Origin of the sequence: Streptomyces sp. 2A115, assembly GCF_052245575.1 — a bacterium.
Lineage (GTDB): Bacteria > Actinomycetota > Actinomycetes > Streptomycetales > Streptomycetaceae > Streptomyces.
Genome location: NZ_JBQQCG010000023.1, coordinates 38,523 through 64,600, shown reverse-complemented (window position 1 = coordinate 64,600; position 26,078 = coordinate 38,523). Strand labels below are relative to the sequence as shown.

28 protein-coding genes and 1 pseudogene are annotated in these 26,078 nt (G+C 67.3%); 24 read left to right on the top strand and 5 right to left on the bottom strand.

The window, feature by feature from the left end; all coding sequences use genetic code 11:
- The first annotated feature begins 14 nt into the window (after positions 1-14).
- The 15 genes from secY (at position 15) to ACTWQR_RS21275 (ending at position 15,189) form a co-directional block, all read left to right on the top strand.
- On the top strand, positions 15-1,328 hold the full coding sequence (gene secY / locus ACTWQR_RS21345; RefSeq protein ID WP_443228722.1) for a preprotein translocase subunit SecY: 1,314 nt from the start codon (positions 15-17) through the stop codon (positions 1,326-1,328).
- The gene (locus tag ACTWQR_RS21340; RefSeq protein WP_443228721.1) at positions 1,328-2,002 is read left to right on the top strand and encodes an adenylate kinase; all 675 of its coding nucleotides are present in this window, start codon (positions 1,328-1,330) and stop codon (positions 2,000-2,002) included. The genes secY and ACTWQR_RS21340 overlap by 1 nt, the downstream gene beginning before the upstream one ends.
- Positions 2,003-2,115: 113 nt before the next feature.
- On the top strand, positions 2,116-2,952 hold the full coding sequence (map, locus tag ACTWQR_RS21335) for a type I methionyl aminopeptidase (protein WP_443228720.1): 837 nt from the start codon (positions 2,116-2,118) through the stop codon (positions 2,950-2,952).
- A 166-nt stretch (positions 2,953-3,118) separates the two neighbouring features.
- Complete coding sequence (gene infA, locus ACTWQR_RS21330) at positions 3,119-3,340, top strand: translation initiation factor IF-1 (protein ID WP_003948620.1); 222 nt, start codon at positions 3,119-3,121, stop codon at positions 3,338-3,340.
- Positions 3,341-3,538: 198 nt separating this feature from the next.
- Complete coding sequence (rpmJ, locus tag ACTWQR_RS21325) at positions 3,539-3,652, top strand: 50S ribosomal protein L36 (RefSeq protein WP_003998809.1); 114 nt, start codon at positions 3,539-3,541, stop codon at positions 3,650-3,652.
- A 244-nt stretch (positions 3,653-3,896) separates the two neighbouring features.
- Complete coding sequence (gene rpsM, locus ACTWQR_RS21320) at positions 3,897-4,277, top strand: 30S ribosomal protein S13 (protein WP_363103796.1); 381 nt, start codon at positions 3,897-3,899, stop codon at positions 4,275-4,277.
- Positions 4,278-4,371: 94 nt separating this feature from the next.
- On the top strand, positions 4,372-4,776 hold the full coding sequence (gene rpsK, locus ACTWQR_RS21315; RefSeq protein ID WP_003956432.1) for a 30S ribosomal protein S11: 405 nt from the start codon (positions 4,372-4,374) through the stop codon (positions 4,774-4,776).
- Between the two features lie 140 nt (positions 4,777-4,916).
- A complete protein-coding gene (locus tag ACTWQR_RS21310) occupies positions 4,917-5,939 on the top strand; it encodes a DNA-directed RNA polymerase subunit alpha (protein ID WP_306939468.1) in 1,023 nt (340 codons plus the stop codon).
- 172 nt (positions 5,940-6,111) lie between these two features.
- Positions 6,112-6,657, top strand: coding sequence for a 50S ribosomal protein L17 (gene rplQ / locus ACTWQR_RS21305; protein WP_443228719.1), 546 nt, complete (start codon positions 6,112-6,114; stop codon positions 6,655-6,657).
- Positions 6,658-6,758: 101 nt separating this feature from the next.
- On the top strand, positions 6,759-7,616 hold the full coding sequence (truA, locus tag ACTWQR_RS21300; RefSeq protein ID WP_443228718.1) for a tRNA pseudouridine(38-40) synthase TruA: 858 nt from the start codon (positions 6,759-6,761) through the stop codon (positions 7,614-7,616).
- A 190-nt stretch (positions 7,617-7,806) separates the two neighbouring features.
- On the top strand, positions 7,807-9,402 hold the full coding sequence (locus ACTWQR_RS21295) for a glycosyltransferase family 2 protein (protein WP_443228717.1): 1,596 nt from the start codon (positions 7,807-7,809) through the stop codon (positions 9,400-9,402).
- Entirely contained in the window at positions 9,399-10,448 is a 1,050-nt protein-coding gene (locus ACTWQR_RS21290) for a glycoside hydrolase family 26 protein (protein ID WP_443228716.1), read from the top strand. The genes ACTWQR_RS21295 and ACTWQR_RS21290 overlap by 4 nt, the downstream gene beginning before the upstream one ends.
- Complete coding sequence (locus tag ACTWQR_RS21285) at positions 10,445-12,511, top strand: ArnT family glycosyltransferase (RefSeq protein ID WP_443228715.1); 2,067 nt, start codon at positions 10,445-10,447, stop codon at positions 12,509-12,511. The genes ACTWQR_RS21290 and ACTWQR_RS21285 overlap by 4 nt, the downstream gene beginning before the upstream one ends.
- On the top strand, positions 12,508-14,370 hold the full coding sequence (locus tag ACTWQR_RS21280) for a glycosyltransferase family 39 protein (protein ID WP_443228714.1): 1,863 nt from the start codon (positions 12,508-12,510) through the stop codon (positions 14,368-14,370). The genes ACTWQR_RS21285 and ACTWQR_RS21280 overlap by 4 nt, the downstream gene beginning before the upstream one ends.
- 66 nt (positions 14,371-14,436) lie before the next feature.
- Complete coding sequence (locus tag ACTWQR_RS21275) at positions 14,437-15,189, top strand: polyprenol monophosphomannose synthase (protein ID WP_443228713.1); 753 nt, start codon at positions 14,437-14,439, stop codon at positions 15,187-15,189.
- 104 nt (positions 15,190-15,293) lie between these two features.
- Here the strand turns inward: ACTWQR_RS21275 and ACTWQR_RS21270 are convergent, their stop codons facing one another.
- Entirely contained in the window at positions 15,294-16,166 is an 873-nt protein-coding gene (locus ACTWQR_RS21270) for a hypothetical protein (protein ID WP_443228712.1), read from the bottom strand.
- Between the two features lie 541 nt (positions 16,167-16,707).
- Here ACTWQR_RS21270 and rplM point away from each other — a divergent pair.
- From rplM to glmM, 3 genes are all read left to right on the top strand, one after another.
- Positions 16,708-17,151: a 50S ribosomal protein L13 gene (gene rplM / locus ACTWQR_RS21265; protein WP_443228711.1), complete on the top strand. Its 444-nt coding sequence runs from the start codon at positions 16,708-16,710 to the stop codon at positions 17,149-17,151.
- Between the two features lie 42 nt (positions 17,152-17,193).
- Positions 17,194-17,721: a 30S ribosomal protein S9 gene (rpsI, locus tag ACTWQR_RS21260; protein ID WP_443228710.1), complete on the top strand. Its 528-nt coding sequence runs from the start codon at positions 17,194-17,196 to the stop codon at positions 17,719-17,721.
- A gap of 392 nt (positions 17,722-18,113) precedes the next feature.
- Entirely contained in the window at positions 18,114-19,472 is a 1,359-nt protein-coding gene (gene glmM / locus ACTWQR_RS21255) for a phosphoglucosamine mutase (protein ID WP_443228709.1), read from the top strand.
- Positions 19,473-19,570: 98 nt separating this feature from the next.
- Here glmM and ACTWQR_RS21250 read toward each other — a convergent pair whose 3' ends face one another.
- A complete protein-coding gene (locus ACTWQR_RS21250) occupies positions 19,571-20,509 on the bottom strand; it encodes a DUF389 domain-containing protein (protein WP_443228708.1) in 939 nt (312 codons plus the stop codon).
- Between the two features lie 65 nt (positions 20,510-20,574).
- Positions 20,575-21,564 carry a type I pantothenate kinase gene (gene coaA / locus ACTWQR_RS21245; protein ID WP_443228707.1) on the bottom strand — a complete coding sequence of 330 codons (990 nt, stop codon included), beginning with the start codon at positions 21,562-21,564 and terminating at the stop codon, positions 20,575-20,577.
- A 278-nt stretch (positions 21,565-21,842) separates the two neighbouring features.
- On the opposite strand from coaA, the gene ACTWQR_RS21240 reads away from it, so the two are divergent.
- Together ACTWQR_RS21240 and glmS are read left to right on the top strand one after the other, a co-directional pair.
- Complete coding sequence (locus tag ACTWQR_RS21240; protein ID WP_443228706.1) at positions 21,843-22,043, top strand: hypothetical protein; 201 nt, start codon at positions 21,843-21,845, stop codon at positions 22,041-22,043.
- Between the two features lie 126 nt (positions 22,044-22,169).
- Positions 22,170-24,017, top strand: coding sequence for a glutamine--fructose-6-phosphate transaminase (isomerizing) (gene glmS, locus ACTWQR_RS21235; RefSeq protein WP_443228705.1), 1,848 nt, complete (start codon positions 22,170-22,172; stop codon positions 24,015-24,017).
- Here the strand turns inward: glmS and ACTWQR_RS21230 are convergent.
- Both ACTWQR_RS21230 and ACTWQR_RS21225 read right to left on the bottom strand, forming a co-directional pair.
- The gene (locus ACTWQR_RS21230) at positions 23,978-24,199 is read right to left on the bottom strand and encodes a DUF397 domain-containing protein (protein ID WP_443228704.1); all 222 of its coding nucleotides are present in this window, start codon (positions 24,197-24,199) and stop codon (positions 23,978-23,980) included. The genes glmS and ACTWQR_RS21230 overlap by 40 nt on opposite strands.
- Positions 24,200-24,207: 8 nt before the next feature.
- Positions 24,208-24,423: pseudogene (locus tag ACTWQR_RS21225) on the bottom strand (Scr1 family TA system antitoxin-like transcriptional regulator); the annotation flags it as partial.
- Between the two features lie 40 nt (positions 24,424-24,463).
- Here ACTWQR_RS21225 and ACTWQR_RS21220 point away from each other — a divergent pair.
- The 4 genes from ACTWQR_RS21220 to ACTWQR_RS21205 all read left to right on the top strand — a co-directional run bounded on the left by ACTWQR_RS21220 (position 24,464) and on the right by ACTWQR_RS21205 (position 26,026).
- Positions 24,464-24,604, top strand: a complete 141-nt coding sequence (locus ACTWQR_RS21220; RefSeq protein WP_443228703.1) for a hypothetical protein — start codon at positions 24,464-24,466, stop codon at positions 24,602-24,604.
- 3 nt (positions 24,605-24,607) lie between these two features.
- Positions 24,608-25,051: a hypothetical protein gene (locus ACTWQR_RS21215; protein ID WP_443228702.1), complete on the top strand. Its 444-nt coding sequence runs from the start codon at positions 24,608-24,610 to the stop codon at positions 25,049-25,051.
- Between the two features lie 9 nt (positions 25,052-25,060).
- Positions 25,061-25,432 carry a holo-ACP synthase gene (locus ACTWQR_RS21210; protein WP_443228701.1) on the top strand — a complete coding sequence of 124 codons (372 nt, stop codon included), beginning with the start codon at positions 25,061-25,063 and terminating at the stop codon, positions 25,430-25,432.
- 81 nt (positions 25,433-25,513) lie between these two features.
- Positions 25,514-26,026: a hypothetical protein gene (locus ACTWQR_RS21205; RefSeq protein ID WP_443228700.1), complete on the top strand. Its 513-nt coding sequence runs from the start codon at positions 25,514-25,516 to the stop codon at positions 26,024-26,026.
- The last annotated feature ends 52 nt before the right edge of the window (positions 26,027-26,078 follow it).

The following is a 26,078-nucleotide window of genomic DNA, read 5'->3' as shown; positions in this document are numbered from 1 at the left end:
TCGCAGGAGGCACCGTGCTCACCGCGTTCGCCCGGGCGTTCAAGACGCCCGACCTGCGCAAGAAGCTGCTCTTCACGCTCGGCATCATCGTGGTCTATCGGGTGGGTACGCATATCCCGATCCCCGGTGTCGACTACAAGAACGTCCAGACCTGTATCGACGAGGCGAGCGAGAACACGGGCCTGTTCGGCCTGGTCAACATGTTCAGCGGTGGCGCTCTGCTGCAGATCACGATCTTCGCGCTCGGCATCATGCCCTACATCACCGCGAGCATCATTCTGCAGCTGCTGACCGTGGTGATCCCGCGACTGGAAGCCCTCAAGAAGGAGGGCCAGGCGGGTACGGCGAAGATCACGCAGTACACCCGTTATCTGACGGTGGCGTTGGCCATCCTGCAGGGCACCGGTCTGGTGGCCACCGCCCGTAGTGGTGCGCTGTTCCAGAACTGCCAGGTCGCCAACCAGATCGTTCCCGACCAGTCGATCTTCGTCACCGTCACCATGGTCATCACCATGACCGCGGGTACGGCCACCGTCATGTGGCTCGGCGAGCTCATCACCGACCGCGGTATCGGTAACGGCATGTCGATCCTGATGTTCATCTCGATCGCCGCCACGTTCCCGTCCGCGCTGTGGTCCATCAAGACGCAGGGCGACCTCGCGGACGGCTGGATCGAGTTCGGCACCGTGATCGCGGTCGGCCTGTTCATGGTCGGCCTGGTGGTCTTCGTCGAGCAGGCTCAGCGCCGCATTCCGGTCCAGTACGCGAAGCGGATGATCGGCCGCCGGTCCTACGGCGGCACGTCGACATACATTCCGCTGAAGGTCAACCAGGCGGGCATCATCCCTGTGATCTTTGCCTCGTCGCTGCTCTATATCCCTGCGCTGATCGCGCAGTTCGCCGGTGGAACCTCCGGCTGGAAGACCTGGATCGAGCAGAACCTCGCGGATACGGCGGCGACGCCGCACATCGTCCTCTACTTCTTCCTGATCGTTTTCTTCGCGTTCTTCTACGTGGCGATCTCGTTCAACCCCGAGGAAGTCGCGGACAACATGAAGAAGTATGGTGGCTTCATCCCGGGCATCCGGGCTGGCCGACCGACCGCTGAGTATCTGGGATACGTACTCAACCGGATCACCTGGCCGGGTTCGCTGTACTTGGGTCTGATCGCTCTCGTGCCGACGATGGCGTTGGCGGGCTTCGGCGCCAACCAGAACTTCCCGTTCGGTGGCACCAGCATCCTGATCATCGTGGGTGTCGGTCTGGAGACGGTGAAGCAGATCGAGAGCCAGCTCCAGCAGCGCAATTACGAAGGGTTCCTCCGCTGATGCGAATCGTCCTCGTCGGGCCGCCCGGTGCAGGCAAGGGAACACAGGCCGCGTTCCTTGCCAGGAACCTGTCGATCCCGCACATCTCCACGGGCGACCTCTTCCGTGCCAACATCAGCCAGCAGACGGAACTCGGCAAACTTGCCAGGTCCTACATGGATGCCGGAAACCTGGTGCCGGACGAGGTCACCATCGGGATGGCCAAGGACCGCATGGAGAAGCCCGACGCCGAGAACGGCTTCCTGCTCGACGGCTTCCCGCGCAACGTCTCGCAGGCCGAGGCGCTGGACGAGATGCTGAAGTCCGAGAGCATGAGGCTGGACGCGGTGCTGGACCTGGAGGTCCCCGAGGACGAGGTCGTCAAGCGCATCGCCGGACGCCGTGTCTGCCGCAACGACTCGGCGCACGTCTTCCACGTGACGTACAGCCCGCCGAAGAAGGAAGGCGTCTGCGACGTCTGCGGCAATGAGCTGTACCAGCGTGACGACGACTCCGAGGGCACCGTTCGCAAGCGTCTCGAGGTGTACCACACGCAGACCGAGCCGATCATCGACTACTACAAGGCCCAGGGCCTGGTCGTCACGATCTCGGCGCTAGGCAAGGTGGACGACGTCACGAAGCGGGCGATGGACGCGCTCCAGCACGAGGACGAGAACGAAGACGGCGGCAAGTAACGGCGGCAGGCAGTCGTTGTGCTGGTTCGGCCGCGGGGCCCTTGAGGGGCGCCGCGGCCGTACTGTTGTGTAGATATCCGAGTAGGCAGAGAAGACGGAGAGCGCGGGCCCCCATGGTGCAGATCAAGACCCCCGAGCAGATCGCCAAGATGCGTGAGGCGGGCCTTGTCGTCGCCGCCGTCCACAAGGCGACGCGGGAAGCGGCGGTGCCCGGGGCTACCACGAAGGACCTGGACGAGGTCGCTCGCAAGGTGCTGGCCGAGCACGGGGCCAAGTCGAACTTCCTTGGGTACGGAGGCTTTCCGGCGACGATCTGCACCTCGGCGAACGAGGTCGTCGTGCATGGCATCCCGAGTGACGAGGTCGTCCTCAAGGACGGGGACATCATCTCGATCGATGCCGGCGCGATCGTCGACGGATGGCACGGGGACGCGGCCTACACGGCCTTTGTCGGCTCCGGCCACGCTCCGGAGCTCATCGAGCTGTCTCGGGTGACCGAGGAGTCGATGTGGGCCGGGATCGCGGCGATGAAGCTCGGCAACCGGCTTGTCGATGTCTCGCGTGCCATCGAGACGTACATCAGGCGCCAGCCGAAGCCCGGTGGCGGCAAGTACGGAATCGTCGAGGACTACGGCGGGCACGGCATCGGCACCGAGATGCACATGGATCCGCATCTGCTCAACTATGTGGAGCGGAAGCGGGGCAAGGGGCCGAAGCTGGTGCCCGGCTTCTGCCTCGCCATCGAGCCGATGGTGTCGTTGGGTACGCCCAAGACCGAGGTCCTCTCGGACGACTGGACCGTCATCACGACGGACGGCACGTGGTCGTCCCACTGGGAGCACTCGGTGGCGCTGACCGAGGAGGGGCCGTTGGTGTTGACGGCTCCGGACGGCGGCAAGGCGAAACTGGCGGAATTCGGCATCACGGTGGCGCCGGATCCGGCTGCGTAGTCGTTCGCCGGGCCGGGATCGGTTAACGATCTCCGTGGTGGGGCATTCTTCCTCGATTCGTGTTTCCGAGGGCCCTGACGTAGACTGACTCGTCGACTCTCGTGTAGCCGCATGTCTGCATGCGGGTGACGGAGTCGATCAAGGTAGTCGATTCGAAGGGCGAAGCGTGGCCAAGAAGCAAGGTGCCATCGAGATCGAAGGCACTGTCGTCGAGTCTCTCCCGAACGCCATGTTCAAGGTGGAGCTCCAGAACGGCCACCAGGTCCTGGCACACATCAGCGGCAAGATGCGTATGCACTACATCCGCATCCTCCCTGACGACCGGGTCGTGGTGGAGCTGTCTCCTTACGACCTGACACGTGGCCGGATCGTCTACCGGTATAAGTGAGCTTGGGCGAGTCCTGTACTTGCCTCGGCGGCCGGGAGGGTCGTCGTCGGACAGGCTCGTCCTGTCAAACTCCCCGGAGCGATCCAGGAGAGAGTCTTCCTGACCTGTCGGGAAGAGAACTCCAACGGTACAAGTAGATCTTTTGATGCGCCCCGCCTCCGCCTGGTGCGGTGGCACTGACCCGGAGAACCTCACCTAATGAAGGTCAAGCCGAGCGTCAAGAAGATCTGCGACAAGTGCAGGGTGATCCGCCGTCACGGCCGGGTCATGGTCATCTGCGAAAACCCGCGCCACAAGCAGCGCCAGGGCTGACGCACGACCGCACCTTCTGCACCCGCAGAACTTCGCGCGACGCAAGCAGTACATGTTCATACGCAGAGCCCGGACCTGAGTGTTCAGATCAGCGATCTGATCGTTTTCAGTCCGATACCCCCGGTCGGAGGCCGGGGACCCGGTTCGTACCGAATCTTCGGCTGTATCTCTGAACAGCGTGAAGAGGACGGCGGGCGGGAGCCGGCTCTGCGGAAGACCTCCGAACGACAACTGGAGCCATTGAATGGCACGCGTTTCCGGTGTTGACATCCCGCGCGAGAAGCGTGTGGAGGTCGCCCTCACCTACGTGTTCGGCATCGGCCGGACCCTCTCGCAGAAGACGCTGGCTGACACCGGCGTCAACCCGAACACCCGCGTTCGTGACCTCTCCGAGGAGGAGCTGGTCAAGATCCGCGAGTACGTGGACAACAACTTCAAGACCGAGGGTGACCTCCGCCGTGAGGTTCAGGCCGACATCCGCCGCAAGGTCGAGATCGGCTGCTACCAGGGTCTGCGCCACCGCCGTGGCCTGCCCGTCCACGGTCAGCGCACCAGCACGAACGCTCGTACCCGCAAGGGTCCGCGTCGCGCCATCGCCGGCAAGAAGAAGCCGGGCAAGAAGTAGTCCTCAGCCGGACGCACTGTGTGTCCGGGGGATGCCCCCGGACCCCCCAAGCGGTCTTCGCTGTAGGACCGACCACCTCCCGTAGGAGTAATAGATGCCCCCCAAGGGTCGTCAGGGCGCTGCCAAGAAGGTGCGCCGCAAGGAAAAGAAGAACGTCGCTCACGGGCACGCGCACATCAAGAGCACGTTCAACAACACCATCGTCTCGATCACGGACCCCTCGGGCAACGTGATCTCCTGGGCCTCCGCCGGCCACGTCGGCTTCAAGGGCTCGCGCAAGTCCACCCCCTTCGCCGCGCAGATGGCCGCCGAGTCGGCCGCCCGCCGCGCGCAGGAGCACGGCATGCGCAAGGTCGACGTCTTCGTGAAGGGCCCGGGTTCGGGTCGCGAGACCGCCATCCGTTCGCTTCAGGCGACCGGGCTCGAGGTGGGCTCCATCCAGGACGTCACCCCCACCCCGCACAACGGCTGCCGTCCGCCCAAGCGCCGTCGCGTCTGAGGCTCGGTTGTCTTGAGGATTCGGGCGGTACGGCTCTTCGGCCGTGCCGCCCGTACCCTTGCAGTATCCGCGCGGTGAAACGCGCGGTCCCGTCGGGCGTCAAATAGCGGGCGTCCACGAGTGAAGGATCTGATCCATACATGCTGATCGCTCAGCGTCCCTCATTGACCGAAGAGGTCGTCGACGAATTCCGCTCCCGGTTCGTGATCGAGCCGCTGGAGCCGGGCTTCGGCTACACCCTCGGTAACTCTCTTCGCCGGACCCTCCTGTCGTCGATCCCCGGTGCTGCTGTCACCAGCATCCGTATCGACGGCGTTCTGCACGAGTTCACCACCGTGCCGGGCGTCAAGGAGGACGTCACCGACCTGATCCTCAACATCAAGCAGCTGGTCGTCTCCTCGGAGCACGACGAGCCTGTCGTGATGTACCTGCGCAAGCAGGGTCCGGGTCTGGTCACCGCCGCCGACATCGCGCCCCCGGCCGGTGTCGAGGTGCACAACCCCGACCTCGTCCTGGCCACGCTCAACGGCAAGGGCAAGCTGGAGATGGAGCTGACCGTCGAGCGCGGTCGCGGTTACGTCTCCGCCGTGCAGAACAAGCAGGTGGGCCAGGAGATCGGGCGTATTCCGGTCGACTCGATCTACTCGCCGGTGCTGAAGGTCACGTACAAGGTCGAGGCCACGCGTGTCGAGCAGCGCACCGACTTCGACAAGCTGATCGTCGACGTCGAGACCAAGCAGGCCATGCGTCCGCGTGACGCCATGGCGTCGGCCGGCAAGACCCTGGTCGAGCTGTTCGGTCTGGCGCGTGAGCTCAACATCGACGCCGAGGGCATCGACATGGGTCCGTCCCCGACGGACGCCGCCCTCGCCGCTGATCTCGCCCTGCCGATCGAGGAGCTCGAGCTCACCGTCCGTTCGTACAACTGCCTCAAGCGCGAGGGCATCCACTCCGTGGGTGAGCTCGTGGCGCGTTCGGAGGCCGACCTGCTCGACATTCGCAACTTCGGTGCGAAGTCGATCGACGAGGTCAAGGCGAAGCTGGTCGGCATGGGCCTGGCCCTCAAGGACAGCCCGCCCGGATTCGACCCCACGGCCGCGGCTGACGCCTTTGGCGCCGATGATGACGCGGACGCGGGTTTCGTGGAGACCGAGCAGTACTAAGGCTCCGCGAGGACCGTTTTTGGGTGCGGGTGCGCTGTGGCTTGTCGCGCAGTTCCCCGCGCCCCTTCCGGGCGCCCCTTCGGGGCTGCCCGGATCTCCGACGGGCGACCGCTCGCTCGGACACTGACCTCGGTACCTGATACGGCCGGGGCAGACACCAAGGAGAAACACCATGCCGAAGCCCGCCAAGGGTGCCCGTCTGGGCGGCAGCGCCGCGCACGAGAAGATGCTCCTCGCGAACCTCGCGAAGGCGCTTTTCGAGCACGGCCGCATCACCACGACCGAGGCGAAGGCCCGCCGTCTGCGGCCGTACGCCGAGCGTCTGGTCACCAAGGCGAAGAAGGGCGACCTTCACAACCGCCGTCAGGTGCTCCAGGTCATCACGGACAAGAGCGTCGTGCACACGCTCTTCACCGAGATCGGCCCGCGGTACGAGAACCGTCCGGGTGGCTACACCCGTATCACCAAGATCGGTAACCGTCGTGGCGACAACGCGCCCATGGCTGTCATCGAGCTGGTGGAGGCGCTGACCGTGGCCCAGCAGGCCACCGGTGAAGCCGAGGCGGCGACGCAGCGTGCCGTGAAGGAAGACGCCCTGAAGAAGGACGACGTTCTCAAGAAGGACGAGGCCGTCGAGGCCGAGGCCGAAGAGGTCGTCGAGGACGCCAAGCCGGCCGACGAGGCCGCCGCTGAGGAGTCCGAGTCCAAGGACGCCTGAGGCTCTGCCTGGCTGTGAGCGGGTCCGTCCCTCCGGGGGCGGGCCCGCTTCCGCGTCTTGGGAGAGGCTCCGGGACGATCCGGCGCTGAGAGGATTTGTGTGTGAGTGACGAGGTGGAGCCCGGGTTCGTACGGGTGCGGCTGGATGTTTCGTACGACGGGAGTGAGTTCTCCGGTTGGGCCAAGCAGGCCGGGGGGCGCAGGACCGTACAGGGGGAGATCGAGGACGCGCTGCGTACGGTGACGCGGTCGCGTGACGTCACGTACGAGCTGACGGTGGCCGGGCGGACCGATGCCGGGGTGCATGCGCGGGGGCAGGTGGCGCACGTCGATCTGCCTGTGGAGCTGTGGGCCGCGCACCGGGAGAAGCTGCTCAAGCGGCTTGCCGGCCGGTTGCCGAAGGATGTGCGGGTGTGGGCGCTGAGGGAGGCGCCGAGCGGGTTCAACGCGCGGTTCTCCGCGGTCTGGCGGCGGTATGCCTATCGCGTCACCGACAACCCCGGTGGTGTTGATCCACTATTGCGCAGCCACATTCTCTGGCACGACTGGCCGCTCGACGTCGAGGCCATGAACGAGGCCGCGGGCAGGCTCCTTGGGGAGCATGACTTCGCCGCCTACTGCAAGAAACGGGAGGGGGCGACGACGATTCGTACCCTTCAGGAGCTGCGTCTCGAGCGGGGGAGTGACGGGGTCATCACCGCCACCGTGCGTGCTGATGCCTTCTGCCACAACATGGTGCGGTCGCTGATCGGTGCCCTGCTGTTCGTGGGGGACGGGCACCGGGGCGCCGACTGGCCCGCGAAGGTGCTGGCCGCCGGTGTGCGGGACTCCGCCGTGCATGTCGTGCGGCCGCACGGGCTGACGCTGGAGGAGGTCGGATATCCGGCCGACGAGTTGCTGGCGGCGCGGAACAAGGAGGCGCGGAACCGGCGGTCCCTGCCCGCGGCCGGGTGCTGCTGACCGCCAGGCGCTGGTGGACAAGTGGTTACTTGTGCCCACTGTTGCAAGTGATGAAACCCCTGCGTAACACGTACGTTCGGACGTACCCTCAGAAACTCAGTTATGCTTTCGCTGCTCGGTCGAGGGTTCGATTAGGGGTCGGCCGAGTTCGGGTGGGGGTAACGGGCCGGTTCGGCCCGGGGGGTTGTGCATGAGTGCAGTGGGGACTGCTCGTGTTCCACAGAACCGGAAGCGCAAACGGACGCCGCAGAGTCATGGACTGCTGCCGACGCCACCGGACGACGTGGAGAAGTACTCGTACACGCGGCGGCACCTGTGGGTGCTGACGATCGGTTCGCTGATCAGCTTCGCGTGCCTGGCGATGAGCCAGTTTCTGTTCACGGCGTCGAGCCCGTGGTTCTGGCTGACGCTGCCGCTGCTGGCGTTCATCATCGCGGACTATCTGATCTCGCTGTACCTCGACGGGCTCAGCAAGGACTTCGACATCAAGGGGCACAAGCGCCTCGTACGCAAGTGGCAGCCCGCCAGATACCCGAGCGTGGACATCTTCCTGCCGGTGTGCGGTGAGCCCCTGGAGGTGCTCCACAACACCTGGGTCCATGTGAACCGGCTCGCCAGCAGCTACCAGGGCGTCGTGAAGACGTACGTCCTCGATGACGCCGACGAGGACGAGGTCGGGGCCATGGCGGCCGACTTCGGGTTCAACTACGTGGTGCGGGCCAACCGCGGCTGGTTCAAGAAGGCAGGCAACCTCAACCACGCCTTCGAGAAGACCGACGGCGAGCACATCCTCATCCTGGACGCCGACTTCGCGCCGCGCGCCGACCTGCTCGACGAGCTGCTGCCGCACATGGACGACGACGAGAAGGTCGCCATCGTGCAGTCGCCGCAGTTCTTCCGCATCGTCGACCGGCAGAACTGGATCGAGCGTGGCGCGGGCGCCGTGCAGGAGCAGTTCTACCGCTCCGTGCAGACCTCCCGCGAGGACAAGGACGGGTCCATCTGTGTCGGCTCGTGCGCGATCTACCGGCGCGCGGCCCTGGAGCAGACCGGCGGCATCACGCTGATCGAGCACTCCGAGGACATGTACACCGGCTTCGACCTGCGGGCCCTCGGCTGGAAGCTGCGCTACGTGCCCGTCGCGCTGTCCGCCGGTGTGTGCCCGGACACGGCCGGCGCCTTCCACAACCAGCAGTACCGCTGGTGCATGGGTTCGCTGGAGCTGATCACCAGCAAGCGGTTCTGGGACATGGACCTCAAGTTCAAGACGCGGCTCTGCTACATCTCGGGCTTCCTCTACTACCTCCAGACCGCGCTCGCCACGTTCATCGCGCCGATCATCCCGCTCGGTCTGATGATCCTGCGCCCCGACCTGATGCGCGCCGAGGCCGCCCTGTGGGTGCTGCCCAGCGTCGCGTACGTCACGCTGGTGCTGCCGCTGTGGCATCGGGCGCCGTACCGTCTTGAGGCCTGGTCCGTCCGCATCATGTACGGGTGGTCGCACGTCTTCGCCGTCTGGGACGTGCTGCGGGGCCGCCCGATGGGCTGGAAGCCGACCGGCTCGGCGGGCGCCAAGAAGAACGGCATGCGCCGCTACTGGAACTGCATGATCTTCTGGACCGGTGGCACCGCCGTGGTCTGGATCGTCGTCGCGGCCTGGCGCATGCTCACCCTCTATCCGCCGGATTTCGCGCTGATGCTGTCCGCCGGCCTCTTCTACGCGATGGTCGTCGGCCGTGTTCTCGTACAGCCGCGTGCCCAGGAAGTGCAGGAAACGACCGTATGAGTTTCTCCGTACACCAAGTACGGGCCCTGCGTCCCGTGCGGGCCCTGACCGCCGCGCTGCTCGCAGGCGCGCTGCTGGCCGGGTGCAGCACGTTCTCCGAGGAGGGCCGCGACCAGTACGAGCGCGGCCAGGGCGCGGAGCCGAGTGCCGACAGCACCGGCGAGGCAACCGAGTCCGCGAAGCCGGAGCCGCCGTACGACGTACGGCCGCTGCTGGAGCCGAAGAAGAAGTACCTGGGACTGGCAGCCGACGGTGCCCCCGCCAAGATGAACTCCGTCGAGGACTTCGCGAAGCGGGCCGGCAAGAAGCCCAACCTGATGGAGTTCTACTCGGCCTGGGGTGACCAGTACGAGCAGAAGCTGGTGCAGAAGTCCTGGGACTACGGCTCGCTGGCCTTCATCGCCTGGGAGCCCTTCGAGACGAGCCTCAAGGACATCGCGGGCGGCAAGGAAGACGAGTACATCCGCGAGTACGCGAAGTCCGTCAAGGAGCTCAACCTGCCCGTGGCGATCAGCTGGGCGCACGAGATGAACGGCTTCTGGTACCCGTGGGGCACCAGGAAGGTCACCGCTGCCGAGTTCACCGCCGCGTACAAGCACATCCACGACATCTTCGACGAAGAGGGCGCGACGCAGGTCATCTGGGTGTGGAGCCCGAACGTCACCCACCCGATGCCGAAGGTGAAGCTCAAGCCGTACTGGCCGGGCGAGGGCTACGTCGACTGGGTCGGCGTCATCGGCTACTACGCGGCCACCGGTCCCAGCACGTACCAGACGCTGTACGGGCCGACGATGACCCAGATCCGGACCTTCACGAAGAAACCGTTCATCATCGCGGAGACGGCGGCGCAGGCCGGCGAGCGCAAGCCCGCCGACATCAAGAGCCTCTTCCAGGGGACCGCCGAGCGCGACGACGTCATCGGATTCGTCTGGTTCAACTTCGACAAGGAAACCGACTGGCGCATCAACAGCGGCCCGCTGTCCGAGAAGACCTTCCGGGAGCAGGCCAAGAGCCCCAGCTTCGGATTCGATGTGAAGAAACCATGACCGACCGACGCACGCCTACCTGGGCGGACGACTCCGACTTGGGCGACCAGTACGCGTACGGGCAGCAGCAGAACCAGCAGCAGAACCAGCAGCAGAACCAGCAGCAGTACGGCAACGGCAACGGGTACCCGCAGCAGAACGAGCAGCACCAGCAGTACGGCCAGGGAAACCGGCAGCAGTACGGCCAGGGAAACCAGCAGCAGTACGGCCAGGGCAATCAGCAGCAGTACGGCCACGATGACGAGAGCCAGCAGCGGTACGCGCAGCAGCAGAGCCTGCGGCAGTACGCGCAACAGGCCCAGACCCGGCCTCGGGTGCAGCCGACCTACCCTCCGTACCAGGAGCAGGCCGGCGCCTATCAGGGCGGCTATGTCACCGAAACCGGCAGCTGGCGCTTCGACGTCCGCGACCGGACGTCCTCGTACACGGACCAGCAGGCGTACGACACTTACGCGCCCTACGACCCGTACGCCTCGTACACCGCGACCGAGCCGGAGCCGGTCGCCGAGCCGGTGGCGCCGGAGCCGGAGAAGCCGGGCTACACGCTGCCGCCGGTGCAGGAGTCCGCGTGGTCGCTGGACACCGGGCGCAGCCGGTTCCTGGGGCGCTGGGTGCTGCTCTGCGTCCTGGTGATCCAGGCGGGTCTTTCGCTGCGGCTGCGCGGCACCGCGTTCCAGGACGAGGCGCTCTACATCGCCGCGGGCCACTACGAGGTCGCGAACATCCTGGACGGCACTCCCGTGCCAGGAAACTTCGAGGGCTACTTCTCGGGCTACCCGAAGCTGTACCCGGTGCTCGCCGCGATGGTCGACAGCGTGGCCGGGCTCACCGGGGTGCGCATCGTCAGCCTCCTGTTCATGCTCGGCGCGACGAGCCTGCTGTACGCGACCACCCGCCGGATGTTCAACGTCCGGGCGGCGCTGGGCGCGGCGGCCCTCTTCTCGGTCATCCAGTCGACGTCGTTCCTCGGCAACTTCGCCACCTTCGACGCGGCGGCGATCTTCCTGCTGGCCCTGGCGATGTGGATCGTCGTACGGACCGGCCGGGCGAACGTCTTCGCGGTCGTGCTCGCGGCGCCGCCGGCGTTCCTGGCCTTCGGCACCAAGTACGCGTCGGGCCTGTACCTGCCGACCCTGGTGGTCCTGGCGGTGCTGACCGCGTACCGGTACCGCGGGGTGCTCGCGCTCGCCCGCGGTGTGCTGCTCGGCGCGGCCATGGTCGCCCTGCTGGGCGTCGCCTATGTCCTCACCGGGTCGCTCGGCGGTATCAGCCAGACCACCACCGACCGCCCCAAGGGCACCGACACCGCGCAAACGATCCTGCAGCACAGCGCGGAGTGGGGCGGCCTGATGTTCCTCGCCGCCCTCGGCGGTTCCATCGCCTACGCCATCCGCCCGGGAATGGGTGAGATGCCATGGCTCGACAGGCAGGGGCCCGGGCGGTGGCGGCGCATCTCGCTCGGTGTCCTGCTGACCGGAACCGCGCTGCTCGCCCCGGCCTACCAGATCAACCTCCAGACCGAGATCTCGCTCTTCAAGCACGTGGGCTTCGGTCTGCTCTTCGCCGGGCCGATGGCGGGCCTCGGCATGTCACGGCTCGTCGGACCGCACTTCCGGCACCCGCAGCTCGGGATCATGCTCTACGTCCTGACGCTGGTGTTCGGCATGGTGCAGTCGCAGTACGCGTACAGCTTCGCGGACTCCAAGGAGATGACGGCCATCCTGCGCACCATGGTCGACCGCAAGGGCAGCTACCTCGCCGAGGAGCACGAGGTCCCGGCGTACTACCTGCGGGACAAGACCGACTACGAGCAGTGGCAGAGCACGTTCGGCATGGACTACAAGGACAAGAAGGGCAAGCAGTACTCCGGCCCCGACGCCTACCGTGCCGCTGTCCGGGACGGGAAGTTCGACATCATCGTGTTGCGCGGGACGGTCACGCCCGAGGTCGACCAGGCCGTGATGGACGCGCTGCGCGGCAATTCCCACTATCGCCTGGCGGCCGTGACGCGCTTCACCGCCAGTAGAGGCCCCGGCGAGTTCCGGATTTGGGTGAAGCGATGAGCGTCAATTCCTCTCCTCCTTACGGCGGCGGATATCCCGAGGCCCCGGGCGGCCACGATCCGTACGCGGGTCAGGGCGCCTACAGCGGTCAGGGCGCGTACGCCGGGCAGGGCGGCTACGCCGATCCGGGGCAGGGCACGTATGCCGACCCGGGCGCGTACGCGGCTCCCGGTCAGTACGCCGATGCCGGTCAGTACGCGGATCCCGGTACGTATCCCCGGCAGCAGGACACGTACGCCGCCCAGCCCGTCGCACCGGAGCCCGTCGCACCGGATCCGGTCGCCCCGGAGCCGCCGGCGGACGAGCCCGGGGAAGAAGAGCCCGACAGCTCGAAGGGCGGGCGGCTCGCCGCCGTGGTGACCTTCCTGCTGCCCACGGTGCTCGCCTTCGCGATGATCCTGCGCGGGATCGGCGACCGGCAGCTGTGGCGGGACGAGCACGCCACCTGGTGGGCGGCCCAATTGTCGTTCCACGACCTGAGCCTGCTGATCCGCACCATCGACGTGGTGTTCACGCCGTACTACGTGTTCATGCACCTCTGGATCTCCGTCGCCGGGGACTCCGAGACCGCGATGCGCATACCGGGCGCGGTGGCCATGGCGGCGGCGGCCGGTCTGCTCGGCCTGCTCGGGCGGCAGCTGTTCACCACCCAGGCGGGGATCCTGGCGGGGCTCGCCCTCGCCGTCACGCCGATCACGACGCGATACGGGCAGGAGATCCGGCCGTACTCCTTCGCGGTGGCCGCGGTGCTGTTGTCGACGCTGCTGCTCGCGAGGGCGCTGGACAAGCCGTCGTTCAAGGTGTGGGTCGCCTACACGCTGTCGGTGCCGTTCATCGGCTGGAGCCACCTGGCCTCGCTCGCGGTGCTCGCCGCGCACCTGGTGATGATCCTGATCGCGCGGCGGTCGGGCGACAAGATCGTGAGCTGGGCCTACGCGGCGGCCGTCACCCTGGGCATGTGCTTCGTCTTTCCGATGGCCGTCTCGGGCTCGGGGCAGAGCGGCCAGATCGCCTGGAACCAACCGACGTTCGAGAACCTCCTCGAGTTCCCCAGGGACCTCTTCGGTTCCTGGGAGGTGGCCGTCCCGGTGATGGGACTGGGCGCGCTCGGGCTGATCTTCGCGGGCCGGTGGGCTCTTCCGCTGGCCGTCTGGATCGTGCTGCCGCCCGTGCTGACGTACGTCACCGCCGACCAGCTGCACCTCTTCCTGGCGCGCTATCTGCTGTTCACGGCTCCCGCGTGGGTGCTCCTCGCGGCCGTGGCCGTGGGCCGGCTCGCCGGTCCGGTGGCCGGGGCGAAGGCCGGTTCGGGCGCGGCTGCGCGGCGCGGCCTCGGCTGGGTCCTCGTGGCGGCCACGGTCGCCGGGATCGGCTTCCAGTCGCTGCCCGCCATCCGCGAGACCCGCCAGAACCCGTGGGGCGAGCCGGACTACCGCAGGGCCGCGCAGATCATCGAGGCGGAGCAGCGCAAGGGCGACGGCATCGCCTTCAGCGGTGTGATGGCCGAACGCCGGGGCATGGACTACGAGCTGCGCGACGCCGCCGACCGCCCGCGCGACACGCTGATGTACCGCACTCCGCAGGACATGGGCTCGTTCGGCGCGCTCGAATGCCCGCAGCCCGCGAAGTGCCTGGCGAAGGCCGACCGACTCTGGGTCGTGACGACGACGCTCGACGGGAAGCCGTACAGCGGCATGCCGAAGGAGAGCGCGACCGCGATCGAGAAAGGCTTCCGGGTCGTGAAGACGCGGAAGCTCAAGTACCTCCAGCTGGTGCTTCTCGAAAGGAAGCCCGACGCGAAGGTCGATGACTCGTCGGACGAAAAGGACGACGCGGCCAAGCGCAAGGTGCATACCTGAGCTGGATTTCCGGATGCGGGATGTCCCGCGTCCGGTGGGGGGCAATCAAATGGGGAGGGGAAAGAGATGACGTACGACGTGGGGGCGGGCGTGGCTGTCACCGTGGTGATGCCTACGTACAACGAAGCCGCCAACTTGCCGAGAATGGCCGAGGCGGTGCTTCAACTACCGCTCGACGGGCTCCACTTGAAGATCGTGGACGACTCCAGTCCGGACGGCACCGGGCGGATCGCCGAGGAGCTGGCGGAGAAGTACAACTGGGACGGGCGGCGCCGGATGAGCGTGCTGCACCGGACCGAGAAGGACGGCCTCGGACGCGCGTACGTCGCGGGCATGAGCGCCGCGGTCGACGAGGGCGCCGACTACGTCGTGCAGATGGACGCCGACGGCAGCCACCCCGTGGAAGCGGTCCCACGCATGCTCGGCACCGCCGTGGCCTCGGGTGTCGGCCTGGTCATCGGCAGCCGGTACGTCGAGGGCGGCCAGCTCGACGACGACTGGGGCGCGCACCGCGTACTGCTGTCCCGCTTCGCCAACCGGTACGCGCGCACGGTGCTCGGCACGAAGATCCGCGACATCACGGCGGGCTTCAACCTCTGGTCGGCCCAGACCCTCCGCGACGTCGACCTGCACTCCCTGGACAGCGCGGGCTACAGCTTCCAGGTCGAACTCAAGTTCAAGGCCGTACGTGCCGGCCACGCGGCCGTCGAGATCCCGATCCGCTTCGATCAGCGGATCGAGGGCGTTTCGAAGATGACCCTGCGCACGCAGCTGGAGTCGGCCGTGGTGCCGGTGAAGCTGCGGCTCAAGCACAAGTAGCGGTCAGGGGGCGGCCTGCCTGCGGGCGGGCCGCCCCCTTCGCGACCGGCCGGTGGCCGGTGGTGCCGGTGGCCGTGGGCGCGCCGGCCCGTCCAAAACGCGGCCTAGTTGTTGGCCGCCGCCGAAGCCTGGGCCTCGCCGCGGCGGTGGATCTGGCGGAAGGTGAACTCGCCCAGGTCGTCGCCGGTGGTGAAGACCGCGGTGTCCTTCTGGGTCACGTCCTTGCCGTTGGTGAAGCCGGCGACCGTGAAGTAGGTGTAGCGGCCGTACGAGTTGGTGGTCGAGCGGCAGATCGCCGAGCGGCAGAAGTCGGGGACTCCGGAGCCGGAGAGGGACTGCACGACGCTCTTGTTGTCGGCGTCGTTCTTGGCCTTGAGCGCTTTGGCCGCGGTGTCGAAGACGGCCACGCCGACCGTCACGGCCACGCCGTCCTTGGAGTACGTGACGCGCATCAGCCGCGTGCAGTCGTTCTTGGTGAGGACCGTGCCGAGCGTGCCCTGGGCGGCCGTCGCGCACCTCTTGGTGGACGCCATCTCGCCCTTTTTGTAGACCGTCTCACCCATGGTCAGGCGCGTACCCGGGAAGAGCAGGTCCGGGGCGAGCGGTGCCGTGTCCTTCGTGGCGCTGGATATGAAGTCCTTCGGGTCCAGCGGCGGAGGCGCCGAGGTCTCCGCGAAGGACGGGCCCGTACCGGCGGTGTCCGACGGGATGTCCGCGGTGGCGGGCAGCTGGGAGGCAGGCCTGTTCGCGGCCTGTTCGCTCCCGCCGTCCGCCGAGACCACGGCCACGGCGACCGCCGCGCCCACCGCGATCGTGCCGAGCGCGCCACCGCCGACCAGCAGCCATCTGCGGCGCCGGTTGCGCGCCTGGGACGCCTCGGCGAGTGCCGCCCAGTCCGGGGTCTGATTGCCCCATTGCGGCGGCTGAGAACCCGATCCCCCGGGGCCCCACTGGGGTCCCCCCTGCCCAAAGCTCATGGGCCGCATCTTAGACGGGACAAGGGGTGTGCTGGTCCGTATCAGGCAGCACTCGAACCTCTGGCGTGACAAGCGTGAATCAGGCCAAAGGGGGCATCTCAGGGTGGTTGGTACGGGCGGCGTCCTGGCGTGCGTGGGTGGTACAAGGGATGGCGCTGTGCGCCGGCGTCGCCGTGACCTCCCCGCGTCCAGCCGAGACCTCCCTGTGTGCAGGGGTGGCGGCGGTCGCGTGCGGGCGGAGGGACTGGTCGTGTGGCGGGCGGAAGGACCTCGCGTGCCCGCTCGGCGGTACCCTGAAACCCGGCGGACGCCCGCGGGCGACGTCGCGTTTTGACCCGTACGGGCCAGCAAAGGTATTCTTGCGGTTCGTTATGTGTATTGGCTTGCCCATTCTCACGTGGGGGGCCCTTACACCGGTCCACCGGGGCCGATGACCAGCGACCCACACGGTATGCGTCACCGATGTGCGGTCAGGGCTGTCGTGATCGTCCGTGGTGGCCTTGTCAGGACCCAACCACTGAAGAAGCGAAGGCTACGAACCGTGCGTACGTACAGCCCCAAGCCCGGCGACATCACTCGCCAGTGGCACGTCATCGACGCTCAGGACGTCGTCCTGGGTCGTCTGGCGACCACCGCCGCGACCCTCCTCCGGGGCAAGCACAAGCCGATCTACGCGCCGCACGTCGACGCTGGTGACTTCGTCATCATCATCAACGCGGACAAGGTTCACCTGTCCGGCAACAAGCGGACGCAGAAGATGGCTTACCGCCACTCCGGCTACCCGGGCGGTCTCCGCTCCGTCCGCTACGACGAGCTGCTCTCCAAGAACCCCGAGAAGGCCGTCGAGAAGGCCATCAAGGGCATGCTTCCCAAGAACACCCTGGGCCGCCAGATGCTCTCGAAGCTGAAGGTCTACGCGGGCGAGAACCACCCGCACGCTGCTCAGCAGCCGGTCCCGTACGAGATCACCCAGGTCGCGCAGTAGTTCCGGCCACCCCCTAAGACGAAAAGAAATCTGAGGAGAATCGTGGCCGAGACCACCGTTGAGCAGCCGGTCGAAGAGACCGAGGTTGTCGACATCGAGAGCTACACCACCGAGTCCGAGGCGCCCGTCGAGGGTCAGTTCAGCACCGAGGGCGAGGACCTCGCGGGCCGCTTCGGCGACCCGCAGCCGGCCGCCGGCCTGGGCCGTCGCAAGAACGCCATCGCCCGCGTCCGGATCATTCCGGGCTCCGGCAAGTGGAAGATCAACGGTCGCACCCTTGAGGACTACTTCCCCAACAAGGTGCACCAGCAGGAAGTCAACGAGCCCTTCAAGGTGCTCGAGCTCGACGACCGTTACGACGTTGTCGCCCGCATCTCGGGTGGCGGCGTGTCCGGCCAGGCCGGCGCCCTGCGCCTCGGCGTGGCCCGCGCGCTGAACGAGGCCGACGTGGACAACAACCGCGGCGCCCTCAAGAAGGCCGGCTTCCTCAAGCGCGACGACCGTGCGGTCGAGCGCAAGAAGGCCGGTCTCAAGAAGGCCCGTAAGGCCCCGCAGTACAGCAAGCGCTAAATCGCGCCCAGCTGTTCTGTCAGCTGTTCTGCACGAAACGCCCCGGCGGCACGTTCTGTGCCGCCGGGGCGTTCGTTTACCACGGCTGCCAACGGCTACCACAGCTTTGGAGCAGGCCTGGGAGATATACAGGGCCGGAAGATATACAGGGCCGGGGGATATACCTGACAGGGGTCGTAGCCGCACCCTGACAGGGGTCATAGCCGCACCCTGACAGGGGTCATAGCCAGGCCCTGACCGAGGTCATAGCCAGGCCCTGACCGAGGTCATAGCCAGGCCCTGACCGAGGTCACAGCCGGGCCCTGACCTAGGGCCAGAGCTGAACTCCCGGCCCGGGCCGCACGTTTCTGAGTAAGTCTGAGCAAGTTCTGACCAAAGTTCGGAGGACACCAGTGGGACGACTCTTCGGGACGGACGGCGTACGCGGTGTCGCCAACGCGGATCTGACGGCCGAGCTCGCGCTCGGCCTCTCCGTGGCGGCGGCGCACGTACTGGCCGAGTCGGGCACCTTCGAAGGCCACCGGCCGACGGCGGTGGTCGGCCGGGACCCGCGCGCGTCCGGGGAGTTCCTGGAGGCCGCCGTGGTGGCCGGCCTCGCCAGCGCGGGCGTGGACGTGCTGCGCGTCGGCGTGCTGCCGACGCCGGCGGTGGCGTATCTCACCGGCGCGCTCGGCGCCGACCTCGGCGTGATGCTCTCGGCCAGCCACAACGCGATGCCCGACAACGGCGTCAAGTTCTTCGCCCGCGGCGGCCACAAGCTCGCCGACGAGCTGGAGGACCGGATCGAGGCCGTCTACGAGGAGCACCGCACCGGCGCTCCCTGGAACCGGCCCACGGGCGCGGGCGTCGGACGGGTCAGGTCGTACGAGGAGGGCATCGAGAAGTACGTGGCCCATCTCGTCGCGGCGCTTCCGAACCGTCTGGACGGTCTGAAAGTGGTCCTCGACGAGGCGCACGGCGCGGCCGCCGAGGTCTCGCCCGAGGCCTTCACGAGCGCGGGTGCCGAGATCGTCACGATCGGCGCCGAGCCCGACGGCCTCAACATCAACGACGGCTGCGGCTCCACCCACCTGGGCAAGCTGCAGGCCGCCGTCATCGAGCACGGCGCCGACCTCGGCATCGCGCACGACGGTGACGCCGACCGCTGCCTCGCGGTGGACCACACGGGCGCCGAGGTCGACGGCGACCAGATCCTGGCCGTGCTCGCGCTGGCGATGCGGGAGCGTTCCGCACTCCGCTCCGACACCGTTGTCGCGACGGTCATGTCCAATCTGGGCTTCAAACTGGCCATGGAGCGCGAGGGGTTGTCGCTCATCCAGACCGCGGTCGGTGACCGTTACGTCCTGGAGGAGATGAAGGAGCACGACTACGCGCTCGGCGGCGAGCAGTCCGGGCACGTGATCATTTCGGACCACGCGACCACCGGGGACGGCACGTTGACGGGGCTGTTGCTCGCGGCACGGGTCGCCCAGACCGGCCGTACGCTGCAGGACCTCGCGTCCGTGATGGAGCGGCTGCCGCAGGTGCTCATCAATGTGCCGGACGTCGACAGGTCGCGGGTGAAGACCTCCACCGAGTTGGCGTCGGCTGTTGCCGACGCCGAGCGTGAACTTGGGGCCACGGGGCGGGTGTTGCTGCGGCCGTCCGGGACCGAGCCGTTGGTGCGGGTGATGGTTGAGGCCGCGGATATTGATCAGGCTCGGTCTGTGGCCGGGCGGTTGGCCGATGCGGTGAAGTCTGCGCTGGGGTAGGTGCGTTCCGGGTATGGGGTGGGGGTTCTGTTGTTGGCGGGCCGCGGGTTCGTCGTGGCTTGTCGCGCAGTTCCCCGCGCCCCTGAGGGGCGTGCCCCTCACGGGGCGTAGCGGCGGCCTCCCAGTCTTGACCACAGCCACTTCTGGGCGAGCAGGGTGAGGGTGCCGGCGAGGATGATGCCCAGCAGGTTGAGCAGGAGTTGCTCCGTCGAGCCCCAGGTCTGGCTCATGTCCCCGTAGCTCAGGGCCACCGCCGCGTTGGCGGCCGCCGGGACGGTCGTCACGGAGATGGCGACGCCGACCAGTGCGCCCGACTTGGCGGAGGTCAGCGAGAGCGTGCCGGCGGCGCCGGCGAGGGCCGCCACGATGAACGAGAACGCGTCGGGTGCGTAGACGAAGGCGGTGTTGGGCCGGTCGGCCTCCAACTGGCCCTCGCTGAACTGGCCGACGGCGTCCATGAAGAGGCTGAAGCCCACGGTCACTGCCATCGCCACGGCGAAGCCCACCAGGAGCGCGACCAGCGAACGCACCGCCAGCCGCGGATGACGCTGCACGACCGCCGTGCTGAACCCCGCGAGCGGTCCGAACTCGGGGCCCACCGCCATCGCGCCCACGATCAGGATCGCGTTGTCGAGGACCACACCGCAGGCCGCGATCATCGTGGCGATCGTGATGAAGGCGATGTACGTGATGGAGAGTGTCGACTCCTCGTGCGTGGCCTCCGCCAGGTGCTCCCACAGGACCGCGTCCGCGCCCTCGCCCGGCGCGTCCGCCTCCGCCTTCTCGGCGCGCTTCGACAGCGACAGGTGGATGTCGTCGACGGCGATCGAGCCGCACTTGTCGATGTCCAACGCCTGTAGCCCGCTGATCAGTTCGTCGCCCGCCTCGCGTGCGACGTCGCACGTCACGATGTCCCCGACCGGATTGCGGGCGGCTCCCGGAATGACGACGAGATGGGTGGCGCCGATCGTCTCCTCTATCAGGCGGACCACGTCGTCGGTCTTGTCGGCGGGGGTGATCAGGCGCAGGTGCAGCATGGGGGCAGAGTATCCGTGCCTGATTACGGCTGGTGGATCACAGCTGGTGGATCACGGATGGTGGGTCACAGCTTGCGCAGGCTCAGCCGCTGCACCTTGTGGTCCGGGCCCTTGCGTACGACGAGGGTGGCGCGGCCGCGGGTCGGGGCCACGTTCTCCAGGAGGTTGACCTTGTTGATGGTCCGCCAGGTGGTGCGGGCGTAGTCGAGGGCCTCCTCCTCGGAGACCTGGGTGTACTTGCGGAAGTACGAGGACGGGTTCTGGAAGGCCGTCTCGCGCAGCCTGCGGAAGCGGTTGAGGTACCAGCGCTCGATGTCCTCCGCGCGGGCGTCGACGTACACGCTGAAGTCGAAGTAGTCGGCGAGACCGACGCGGGTGCGACCGTCCTTGCCGGGGAGGGCGGGCTGCAGGACGTTCAGGCCCTCGACGATCAGGATGTCGGGGCGGCGGACGGTGAGCCGCCTGCCGGGCACGATGTCGTAGATGAGGTGCGAGTAGACGGGGGCCGTCACCTCGTCCTTGCCGGCCTTGATGTCCGCGACGAAACGGGTCAGCGCGCGGCGGTCGTACGACTCCGGGAAGCCCTTGCGGGACATCAGGCCGCGCGCCTGGAGCTCCTTGGTGGGCAGCAGGAAACCGTCAGTGGTGACCAGTTCCACGCGCGGGTGCTCGGGCCAGCGGGACAGCAGGGCCTGGAGGAGGCGCGCGACGGTGGACTTGCCGACGGCGACCGAGCCCGCGACGCCTATCACGAACGGCGTACCGGACTGGGATCCCTTCTCGCCGAGGAAGGTGTTCAGGGCGCCGCGCAGGCCGTCGGTCGCGCCGACGTAGAGATTGAGGAGCCGGGACAGCGGCAGATAGATGTCCCGTACCTCGTCGAGGTCGATGACATCGCCCAGGCCGCGCAGCTTCTCCACCTCCTCGGCGGTCAGCGGGAGCGGCGTCTTCTCCCGCAGCGCACTCCACTCCGAGCGGGTGAGGTCGACGTAGGGAGTCGCCTCCGGCCTGGGCCGGTGGGCGCTCCGCGGCAACGAGGAGACCGGTGAGATCACAGTCCATTGTTACGGGAGTTGGAACGGTGTGGCGGGTGGGGTCCGTCACGTCGGTGCGTTCTGCACGCGTCACTGGGTCTGTGCCGGGCGTGTGATCGGTATGTGCTCAGCATGTGCTCGTTCTGTGCTCGAGTCTGTCCGCAGGTCTGGACCGAGAGGGTGTACCGGGAATAGCGTCCGCCCATCCGGGAGTAAGCCGTCTTCCGGTGTGCTGGGGGGTTGGGGTGGTCGTCATGGCCGTACGTATCCGTGATCTTGTGCGCCGTAGACAGGCTCCCGTGTCTTCGGAGCCGGACGGACAGGAGCTGGCCGGACGCGTGAGCAGCGAACTGTCCGTCGATCTGCCGGACGAGGACTTGGGGGAGTACCTCTACGACTGCATCGACCTGTACGAGATGGGCAGCAAGCCGCGCTGCGAGGAGGTCGAGTACCTGGGGCTGGTGCAGGACGCGATCGACCGGGTCGAGCGGGGGGAGTAGCCAGATAGGCCAGATAGGCCAGATAGGGCAGGCAGTCAGGAAGGAACGGACCGCACGGGCGGGGATTTTCCGATATCGGGCACGCGGTGCCGGGGTGGGGCGTGGGCCGGCCCTTAGGCTGCCGCCATGTGCGGAATCGTGGGATACGTGGGGTCGCAGTCGGCGCTCGATGTGGTGGTGGCCGGGCTGAAGCGGCTGGAGTACCGGGGGTACGACTCGGCGGGTGTCGCGGTGCTCGCGGATGGTGGGATGGCCGCCGCCAAGAAGGCCGGGAAGCTGGTCAACCTGGAGAAGGAGCTGGTCGACCGGCCGCTGCCGACCGGATCCACCGGCATCGGGCACACGCGGTGGGCCACCCACGGAGGGCCGACCGACGCGAACGCCCATCCGCATCTCGACAACGCCGGACGCGTCGCCGTCGTCCACAACGGCATCATCGAGAACTTCGCCTGTCTGCGCACCGAGTTGGCGGAGCGCGGCCACGAACTCGCCTCCGAGACCGACACCGAGGTCGTCGCGCATCTGCTTGCCGAGGAGTTCTCGGCGTGCGCGGATCTCGCGGAGGCGATGCGGCTCGTGTGCCGGCGGCTGGAGGGGGCCTTCACGCTGGTCGCCGTGCATGCGGATGAGCCGGATGTGGTGGTCGGGGCTCGGCGGAACTCACCGCTCGTGGTGGGTGTGGGGGATGGTGAGGCCTTTCTCGCCTCCGATGTCGCAGCGTTCATTGCCCACACGCGGTCGGCGATCGAGCTGGGGCAGGACCAGGTGGTCGAACTGCGCCGGGACGGGGTGACGGTCACCGGGTTCGACGGGCGGCCCGGCGAGGTGCGGTCGTACCACGTCGACTGGGACGCTTCGGCGGCCGAGAAGGGCGGCTACGACTACTTCATGCTCAAGGAGATCGCCGAGCAGCCGAAGGCCGTCGCCGACACGCTGCTCGGGCGGATCGATGCGGGTGGGTCGCTGACGCTCGATGAGGTGCGGATCTCTCCCCGAGTGTTGCGGGAGGTCGACAAGATTGTGGTGGTGGCGTGCGGGACGGCCTTTCACGCCGGGCTGATCGCCAAGTACGCCATCGAGCACTGGACCCGGATCCCGTGCGAGGTCGAGCTGGCCAGTGAGTTCCGGTACCGGGATCCGATCCTGGACGCGCAGACGCTGGTGATCGCCATCTCGCAGTCCGGGGAGACCATGGACACGCTGATGGCCCTGCGGCACGCACGGGAGCAGGGAGCCAAGGTGCTGGCCGTCTGCAACACGAACGGTTCGACGATTCCCCGGGAGTCGGACGCCGTGCTGTACACGCACGCCGGGCCGGAAGTCGCGGTCGCCTCGACGAAGGCGTTCCTGACGCAGCTCGTGGCCTGTTATCTCGTGGCGCTGTATCTGGGCCAGGTGAGAGGGACCAAGTGGGGGGACGAGATCGGAGCTGTTGTTCGGGATCTGTCCCGGATCTCGTGCGAGGTCGAGCGGGTGCTGGAGACGATGGAGCCGGTGCGGGAGCTGGCGCGTTCACTGGCGGACAAGGACACCGTGCTGTTCCTGGGGCGGCACGTGGGGTATCCGGTCGCGCTGGAGGGTGCGCTCAAGCTCAAGGAGCTGGCCTACATGCACGCCGAGGGCTTCGCGGCGGGGGAGTTGAAGCACGGGCCGATCGCTCTGATCGAGGAGGATCTGCCGGTGGTGGTGGTCGTGCCGTCGCCTCGGGGGCGGTCCGTGCTCCACGACAAGATCGTGTCGAACATCCAGGAGATCCGGGCGCGAGGGGCTCGGACGATCGTGATCGCGGAGGAGGGGGACGAGGCGGTCGTCCCGTACGCGGATCACTTGATCCGGATTCCTGCGACGCCGACGTTGCTTCAGCCGCTGGTGGCCACCGTGCCGTTGCAGGTGTTCGCTTGTGAGTTGGCTACGGCTCGGGGGAACGAGGTGGATCAGCCTCGGAACCTGGCGAAGTCGGTGACAGTGGAGTGAGTGGTCTTTAGGGCGTCTATGAAGGGGGTGAAGGCTTCGGTCGGGAAGGTGATGGTGGCGTAGGTGGGATCTTTGGAGTCTCGTATGGCTACTCGGGTGCGGTCGCCTGCTATTTCCACGCAGGAGTCGCCGTCGCCGGGGCCTGAGTAGGACGACTTTCGCCAGTTGTCGGGGGTGTCCATGGGGTGCCTCACAGCTCTTTCGCCAGCCTGTGGATGAAGTCGCGAGACCGTTCGGGGTCGAGTGAATCGGCCTCCACTTTACGGAAGAGCGTTCGAAAGGCGTCGAGTTGGGCTTCGGAGTCGATGAAGGCCGCACCCTGGGGCGCATCGCGTACGACCGTGTCCAGCTTGGGTACGGGGCCTCCCACGTACGTCATAGCGCTCGCGGCGCCGGCGAACCGATCACCCGAACAATCCATCCCTTGATCCACATAGGTTGCGCACATGGTCACATCAGCTCACGAGGGCATGCACCGGATCTTCCAGGAGCGGCCCGAGATCCTTGCTCCCGTGTTCGGGTTACTGGGTGTCCCGTTTTCCGCCGAGGACCCGGAGGTTCCCGGGACCACTCATGAGCAGGCCTGAGCATTGGCCGATCAGCAAGAGGGGCAGCAGGACGACTCGCCGGAGCTGTTCAACCTCCTCCGGTTCGCTACGGCTTGTCTCGCGCTGGGCATTTTCCCGGACGAGGTCGACGAGGCGGCTGGTGACTACTTGTCAGGGCTGCACGACCTCAGACGGCAGGGGGTTCTCCGCCTCGAGGACCTGACTCAGGTGTACTCAAGAGATCCGGAGCATGTCGAGCGCTGGGCTGCCGGCTTTGCCGCGGGGTATCTCTCGGCCTGGGCCGCAGCGGTACTGCGTGTCCTGGACAGGCCCGATGTCGTCGTCGACAACCACGTTCTCCGGGCTCTCGACCTGTGCCCCGACGCGGATCTGCTCACCCGCTTCCTGGACCGGGCCGTCACCGCGGCGCGCAAGTCCGATCCGATCGTCGGGGAGGCGGGCCGCGGGGCGCCGGGTGGATCGTAGAGTGCCCGGATGAGCATCATCGGCGTCGGAATCGACGTGGCCGAGATCGACCGGTTCGCGGCGTCGCTGAAGCGGACGCCCGGGATGGCCGAACGGCTTTTCCTGGAGAGTGAGTTGCTGCTGCCGAGCGGTGAGCGCAGGGGTGTCGCCTCGCTCGCCGCCCGCTTCGCCGCCAAGGAGGCGCTGGCCAAGGCGCTCGGTGCGCCGCCTGGTCTGCACTGGACGGACGCCGAGGTCGTCGTCGAGGACAGCGGGCAGCCGCGCCTGCGGGTGACGGGGACCGTGGCGGCCCGCGCGGCGGAACTCGGGGTGCGCTCCTGGCACGTGTCGCTGAGTCATGACGCGGGGGTGGCTTCGGCAGTGGTGATCGCGGAAGGGTGACGGTTCTCGGGCAGCCTGGTCCCACTCGCCCGGAGGGCTGTTCTCGGTCGGCTACTGGCTCTATCGACGGGGGTATCTCAAGTGACGGCAAATCAGGTCAACCTCACTGTGTCCGTGGTGGCGGTTCTTTGTGCCGCGGAACTCGGCGCTGCCTACTTCCTCGGTGGTGGCCTGGTCCTGGACGGCATGGGAGTCGACTGCGACGAGAGCGGCAAGCGCATGGCGCAGGTCTCCTCGGCGTCCGTCGTCCCGCCGCCGCCCGTCGGTGCCACCCTTCTCGAGGGGCATGAGGACGCCGGTAGCGAGTGTGTGGACGACAGTGGCCAGGTGTGGCTCGCTGTCGACCGCTACTACCGGTTCGACGGTGACCAGGGGGCCGTGATCACCCATTACCGGCAGGCGGCGGAGAAGAGCGGCTGGACTCCGAGCAGTTCGGAACCAGCGGATGCGAGTGCCTCGGGGGCACCCGCCGATCTCTGCTTCGGCAAGGATCTGGCGGGCGCGCCGGCTCTCCTGCGGCTGCACGTCGACACGACGCGGACATTCCTTACGAGCGTCGAGTCCTCGCTGGACGGAGAGCCGATGGAATGCTGACGCGTCGTTGACGCCGGCTGTTCCAGCAGAAGCGACGGTTTCGAGAGAAACT

Excerpts from the sequence above, each read along its gene's own strand:
- ACTWQR_RS21210 (WP_443228701.1), top strand. The coding sequence starts at position 25,061 with ATGAGCATCATCGGCGTCGGAATCGACGTGGCCGAGATCGACCGGTTC.
- ACTWQR_RS21310 (WP_306939468.1), top strand. The coding sequence starts at position 4,917 with ATGCTGATCGCTCAGCGTCCCTCATTGACCGAAGAGGTCGTCGACGAA.
- rpsK (WP_003956432.1), top strand. The coding sequence starts at position 4,372 with ATGCCCCCCAAGGGTCGTCAGGGCGCTGCCAAGAAGGTGCGCCGCAAG.
- ACTWQR_RS21280 (WP_443228714.1), top strand. The coding sequence starts at position 12,508 with ATGAGCGTCAATTCCTCTCCTCCTTACGGCGGCGGATATCCCGAGGCC.
- ACTWQR_RS21290 (WP_443228716.1), top strand. The coding sequence starts at position 9,399 with ATGAGTTTCTCCGTACACCAAGTACGGGCCCTGCGTCCCGTGCGGGCC.
- rpsM (WP_363103796.1), top strand. The coding sequence starts at position 3,897 with ATGGCACGCGTTTCCGGTGTTGACATCCCGCGCGAGAAGCGTGTGGAG.
- ACTWQR_RS21220 (WP_443228703.1), top strand. The coding sequence starts at position 24,464 with ATGGTCACATCAGCTCACGAGGGCATGCACCGGATCTTCCAGGAGCGG.
- ACTWQR_RS21295 (WP_443228717.1), top strand. The coding sequence starts at position 7,807 with ATGAGTGCAGTGGGGACTGCTCGTGTTCCACAGAACCGGAAGCGCAAA.
- ACTWQR_RS21340 (WP_443228721.1), top strand. The coding sequence starts at position 1,328 with ATGCGAATCGTCCTCGTCGGGCCGCCCGGTGCAGGCAAGGGAACACAG.
- ACTWQR_RS21230 (WP_443228704.1), bottom strand. The coding sequence starts at position 24,199 with ATGGACACCCCCGACAACTGGCGAAAGTCGTCCTACTCAGGCCCCGGC.
- ACTWQR_RS21275 (WP_443228713.1), top strand. The coding sequence starts at position 14,437 with ATGACGTACGACGTGGGGGCGGGCGTGGCTGTCACCGTGGTGATGCCT.
- glmS (WP_443228705.1), top strand. The coding sequence starts at position 22,170 with ATGTGCGGAATCGTGGGATACGTGGGGTCGCAGTCGGCGCTCGATGTG.
- ACTWQR_RS21285 (WP_443228715.1), top strand. The coding sequence starts at position 10,445 with ATGACCGACCGACGCACGCCTACCTGGGCGGACGACTCCGACTTGGGC.
- ACTWQR_RS21270 (WP_443228712.1), bottom strand. The coding sequence starts at position 16,166 with ATGAGCTTTGGGCAGGGGGGACCCCAGTGGGGCCCCGGGGGATCGGGT.
- rplQ (WP_443228719.1), top strand. The coding sequence starts at position 6,112 with ATGCCGAAGCCCGCCAAGGGTGCCCGTCTGGGCGGCAGCGCCGCGCAC.
- ACTWQR_RS21250 (WP_443228708.1), bottom strand. The coding sequence starts at position 20,509 with ATGCTGCACCTGCGCCTGATCACCCCCGCCGACAAGACCGACGACGTG.
- rpmJ (WP_003998809.1), top strand. The coding sequence starts at position 3,539 with ATGAAGGTCAAGCCGAGCGTCAAGAAGATCTGCGACAAGTGCAGGGTG.
- map (WP_443228720.1), top strand. The coding sequence starts at position 2,116 with ATGGTGCAGATCAAGACCCCCGAGCAGATCGCCAAGATGCGTGAGGCG.